5 protein-coding genes are annotated in these 4,425 nt (G+C 72.6%); 1 reads left to right on the top strand and 4 read right to left on the bottom strand.

What is annotated here, in order from left to right; all coding sequences use genetic code 11:
- Positions 1-60: 60 nt before the first annotated feature.
- From PLP61_RS15130 to PLP61_RS15140, 3 genes are read right to left on the bottom strand one after another with little or no spacing between them, the layout of a single operon-like run.
- Positions 61-876, bottom strand: a complete 816-nt coding sequence (locus tag PLP61_RS15130) for a DUF1206 domain-containing protein (RefSeq protein ID WP_324503586.1) — start codon at positions 874-876, stop codon at positions 61-63.
- Positions 877-904: 28 nt separating this feature from the next.
- Positions 905-1,999: a hypothetical protein gene (locus PLP61_RS15135; RefSeq protein ID WP_324503587.1), complete on the bottom strand. Its 1,095-nt coding sequence runs from the start codon at positions 1,997-1,999 to the stop codon at positions 905-907.
- A gap of 12 nt (positions 2,000-2,011) precedes the next feature.
- Positions 2,012-2,635 carry a vitamin K epoxide reductase family protein gene (locus PLP61_RS15140; RefSeq protein ID WP_324503589.1) on the bottom strand — a complete coding sequence of 208 codons (624 nt, stop codon included), beginning with the start codon at positions 2,633-2,635 and terminating at the stop codon, positions 2,012-2,014.
- Positions 2,636-2,685: 50 nt separating this feature from the next.
- Between PLP61_RS15140 and PLP61_RS15145 the strand changes: the two genes are divergently transcribed.
- Positions 2,686-3,414, top strand: coding sequence for an exonuclease/endonuclease/phosphatase family protein (locus PLP61_RS15145; protein WP_324503591.1), 729 nt, complete (start codon positions 2,686-2,688; stop codon positions 3,412-3,414).
- Here the strand turns inward: PLP61_RS15145 and PLP61_RS15150 are convergent.
- A complete protein-coding gene (locus PLP61_RS15150; RefSeq protein WP_324503592.1) occupies positions 3,398-4,189 on the bottom strand; it encodes a uracil-DNA glycosylase family protein in 792 nt (263 codons plus the stop codon). The genes PLP61_RS15145 and PLP61_RS15150 overlap by 17 nt on opposite strands.
- Positions 4,190-4,425: the final 236 nt, after the last annotated feature.

Genomic DNA, 4,425 nt, shown 5'->3' on the forward strand with positions numbered 1-4,425 from the left:
CCGACCACACCATCAGCTTCACCCGACGCACATGAGCCCCGCGTCCGGAGGTGGGGCGACTCAGGCGCTGGTGTCGGCGTACCTCGCCCAGGCGAAGCAGTAGACGCCGAAGCAGCCGATCCCGACCGCGACGACCGCCAGCAGCCACGGACCCGGTCCGGCTTCGCGCAAGGTGGCCAGGGACGCGCCGAGCCCCCCGGCCTTGTCGGGGTCGTAGGTCCAGGCGGCCCACACGAACAGCGCTCCCACCACGGCGAAAGCCACCGCCTTGGCCAGGTAGCCGGCCTGGCCGACACGGACGACTGCCGTGCCGAGGGGGCCGGCGGGAGGACCGGCGAGGTCCTTGGTGAACGACCGCGTCCAGCCCCGCTTGGCCTGGGAGATCGCGACCACGACCACCAGCACCCCGACGGCCGCCACCAGCCACCGGCCGAACGGCTGGGCCATCAGCCGTGCGGTCAGCGAGTCGCCGGCGGAGCCGGAGCCGGCACCGCTCGCGACCCGTGCGGCGCTGTAGCCCAGGGCGCCGTAGACGCCGACCCGGCCGGCCGACCCGACGCGCTTGAGGAGCCGCTTGCCGCCGTGCTCGCGGTGGTGGCCCCAGAGCGCCTCGATGGCTTGCCACACGGCCAGCCCGAGGAAGCCCACAGCGACCACCCAGAGCCACACCGCGCCGGCTGGCTGGCGGGCGATCTCGTGCAGCGCCCCCTGCTGGCTGGGGGAGCCGCTCCGCTGCCCGAACGCCAGCTGGAGCGCCAGCCAGGCGACCAGCAGGTGCACGACGCCGTAGCCGAGGAGTCCCACCCGGACGACCCACTCCAGCCAGGCGCTGTCGGCCGCCTGGCTCGCCGCCCGGGTGCTCGTCACTGCGACCATGCCACCGGGTACCCGGTCCGTCGCGAGGCTATGCGTCGGCCTGCGCGCCCACCGAGGGAGTCGCCCGCCGGACAGCGCGGACGGGGCTGTAGCGGTCGTGCATCGTGGTGAGCAGGCTCAGCAGGAGGACGAAGAACAGCACGCCTCCCCACCGGACGTCGCCGAGCTCCCGGCCCGACAGCCAGAACGTGCCCAGGATCAGCGCGGCGTTGATCAGCACCCGGCCGAGGAAGGCGGCGGTCAGCGAGTCGAGGCTGCGCGAGCGGTTCGCGGCCCACAGGCTGATGGCGCTGTTGATGACGATGATGACGGCCAGGCCCACGAACAGCCGGAGTGACCCCGTGTCCACCCCGGGCAGGACCTCGGCGTAGATCACGCTGAGCAGACCGACCATGACGACCTTCTCCAGCGTGTCGACCGACAGCACCCGGGTGCGGGCGAACCAGGTCAGCCACTCCTCGCGCGTGTCCAGGCCTGCGGGCAGCGGGTCGGCGGCGATCCGCCAGCCCCAGTCCGGGGCCACGAGCCGGGGCCGGACGACGAACCACAGCACGGCAGCCAGCACGAGCAGCACCACCACCAGGAGCGGCGTGAACCAGGGCACGTCACGCATGGTGTCGGTGAGGTCGAGCTGCGCGACGTGGATCCAGTACTCCTGAGGCAGCTTGACGAACACCCAGATCGCGGCCGCGACGCCGATCCACGCACGGCGGTCGAGGCGAAGCGGGTTCCAGCGGGTCCGCACCGCCTCGTAGGCGATGAAGAAGTACTCGAAGGTGTTGGGGAAGACCAGCAGCATGATCCGCAGCTGGCTCAGCTCGAAGACGACCACGCCCACCATCCGGTAGAAGAACAGGAACCGCGCCACTCCGAACGCGGGCTGGCTGACCCAGTTCCGCATCGTCGCCAGGTAGGCGACGGAGAGGTAGTAGACGTCCATCGCCTTGTCGTAGCCCTGGTAACCCGGCGGGTCGAAGCCGAAGCTCTGGAAGATCGTCTGGTCGACCCCGTCCAGCACCAGGCAGGCCAGGATGGCCGGCAGTGGGTACCGCGGGATGAACAGCGGGAGGACGAACCGCCCGATGAGCACCAGCAGGAAGACGGTGGTGGCCTCCGGACCCATGCGTCTAGGCCCTCAGAACGCGAGGCCGACCAGCAGGAAGCCTGCGATGACCACCCACCACACCGCCCAGACCACCAGGTCGAGCCGCGACCGCACCGCTCCGGACACCCGGCGTCCGAACCCGGTGTCGCCGAAGGCGTCATGACGGTCGGCAAGACGGGTCAGGGCCGCGCAGATCACCACCACCGCGGTGGTGATCCCGATGCACCAGGGACACAGCCGGCCGATGCTGAACGCGGTCTCGTACATGAACCAGGTGGCGAAGCTGAGGAAGAACACCGCCAGGCCCCACATGGTGGCGAGGTAGGACCGGCTCAGCTCGCTGCCCAGGAACCCCGCCAGCGCCGCGGAGCCCAGCAGCGCGAACATGACCGCACCGATCAGGGCGTTGGGCGGGCCCAGCACGGAGGACTGCCAGGCGTTGAGCACGTCGGTGCAGGAGACCGTGGTGCTCAGGTCGCAGGAGAGCGTGGCACCCGGATCCTTCAGGATCGTGATCTTCTCCATGATCTGGACGACGGTGAACCCCAGGCCGGCCAGCGCGGCGCCCAGGACGACGGCCCACAGGTCACCGGACCTGGCGCCGGCAGTCGACCCGTGCTGCTGCGGAGCCGTCGAGGGGTGCGTGGCGGTCATGGGGTCTCCTTCTCCTGTCCTGGGCACTCTACGGTGCGAGACTGGGCGCGATGAGACCTCCCACGCGGGTGACCACCGCGAACGTCAAGTACTCCCTGGGCGCGGACGAGGCCCGCCAGGCGCTGGGTACGGTCCTCGAGACCGGTCCCGACCTGGTCGGGCTGCAGGAGTGGACGATCGCCCGGCGCAGGCTGCTGGGTGAGGCCGGTGCGGGCTACCACTGGTTCGCGCCGTGGTTCGGTGAGTGCGTGACTGGGATCCGCACCGACCGGTACCGCCCGGAAGGTCGCCGGGTCGTCCTGCTCAGCGGACCGGGACGCGCCGAGAGCCCGAGCCGGCCGCTCGGGCTGGAGCCGCCCCGCTTCGCCGCGGTGGCCACGGTGCGGGACCGGGCGACCGGGCGCCCGGTCACCCTGATCAGCTTCCACCTGGTGCCGGGGGTGCAGAAGCGCGGCGTGGACCACCCGCAGCGGCCGCGGCTGGTGGCCAGGCACCGCCGCGAGACCCAGGCCCTCCAGCGCGTCGTCGCGGAGCTGCTCGCCCTGGGTCACGAGGTGTACGCCGTGGGCGACTCCAACGTCCACGGCTTCGCGCTGGGTGGGCTGGTGTCGGCGTGGGAGGGCCGACCCACCTCGTCGGGCGGGACCCTGGGGAACCGGAGGATCGACGACGTGCACGGCCCGGGGCCGGCGGACGAGGTCCTCCTGCTGACCACCGGCTCGGACCACCGCGCGCTCGTCGCGACCTACCACGCCGCGCGGCTCAGCCCGGAGGGGTGAGGCCACTCGGGGCACGCCAGACCAGCGTGTGGTCGGGGTCCTCGGCGGGCCGGTGCACGCTGTTGCGGTGGGGCGGGCTGGCCAGCCTGCCCCAGCGGTCGTCACCCACCCAGCCGGGCAGCCCGAAGGGAAGGTCGGCGCGGGGGATGGCCGCGTAGTCGGACTCCTCGAACCCGTCCCCGTAGGTGGGCCCGGTGTTGTCGCCGTCCGGGTCGGGGGTCACCGCGGACCGGATCGTCGGCAGCGCCGAGCGCCACCGCTCGAGCAGGTCCGCCGTGTCGTGCGCCGACGGGTGCGGAAGCTCGAACACCGGCACCTGCGGGACGCCCGCCCACAGGCCGAGGGCGGCTTGCGCGTTCTCTCCGAAGGCCACCACCGCCTGCAGCGCCGGTCCGGTGACCAGGTCCAGCAGCCGGTTGCGCCATGACAGGTGCTCCGGCTCGGACAGCAGCCGCCGCGCGCGCGAGGACTGCGAGGGATGCACCGCCCAGGCGAAGGCATTGACCAGTGCATAGCTTCGGGTCAGGCCCACCTTGGTCAGGAACCCCTGGACCCGCTGCCCGGCGTCGCCCACCAGGGTGCGTCCGACGACGCGCTCGGTCGGCCCCGGGTCCGAGGCGATGGCCAGCAGCCGTGCGGTGCCGTTGAGACGTCCCCGGTAGAACACCGGCCCCCAGTCGTACCAGAACAGTGGCTGGTCCTCAGGCCGGTACCCGGGTACGGCGGCGAAGTGCCGGGCCAGGGCCGCGGGCGGTCCGGGGTCGAAGTCGCTCATCCGCCCAGCGTGCGCGCCGGCCGCCGTGCTTGTCGAGGGGTGCGTGCCCAGAGGGGCTTGCCGGGAGGGGCGTGCCCGGGGCACGCTGGAGGGTCGGCTCCGTCGAGCCGAGTCCGCCCATGACCGACGTGTTCACCTCCGCCTACCTCGCCGGGACCCCGGCGTCGCTGGCGCCCCACGCCCGCCGCCGCCGGGTCGGCCTCGGGGCGGGGGAGCGCGGCGGTGCGGCCCGCGCG

It is taken from the genome of Nocardioides sp., assembly GCF_035429765.1.
Taxonomy (GTDB): Bacteria; Actinomycetota; Actinomycetes; order Propionibacteriales; family Nocardioidaceae; genus Nocardioides.

What these genes read in the sequence shown, in the direction of transcription:
- PLP61_RS15130 (WP_324503586.1), bottom strand. Translation starts at nt 876, where the DNA reads ATGGTCGCAGTGACGAGCACCCGGGCGGCGAGCCAGGCGGCCGACAGC.
- PLP61_RS15135 (WP_324503587.1), bottom strand. Translation starts at nt 1,999, where the DNA reads ATGGGTCCGGAGGCCACCACCGTCTTCCTGCTGGTGCTCATCGGGCGG.
- PLP61_RS15140 (WP_324503589.1), bottom strand. Translation starts at nt 2,635, where the DNA reads ATGACCGCCACGCACCCCTCGACGGCTCCGCAGCAGCACGGGTCGACT.
- PLP61_RS15145 (WP_324503591.1), top strand. Translation starts at nt 2,686, where the DNA reads ATGAGACCTCCCACGCGGGTGACCACCGCGAACGTCAAGTACTCCCTG.
- PLP61_RS15150 (WP_324503592.1), bottom strand. Translation starts at nt 4,189, where the DNA reads ATGAGCGACTTCGACCCCGGACCGCCCGCGGCCCTGGCCCGGCACTTC.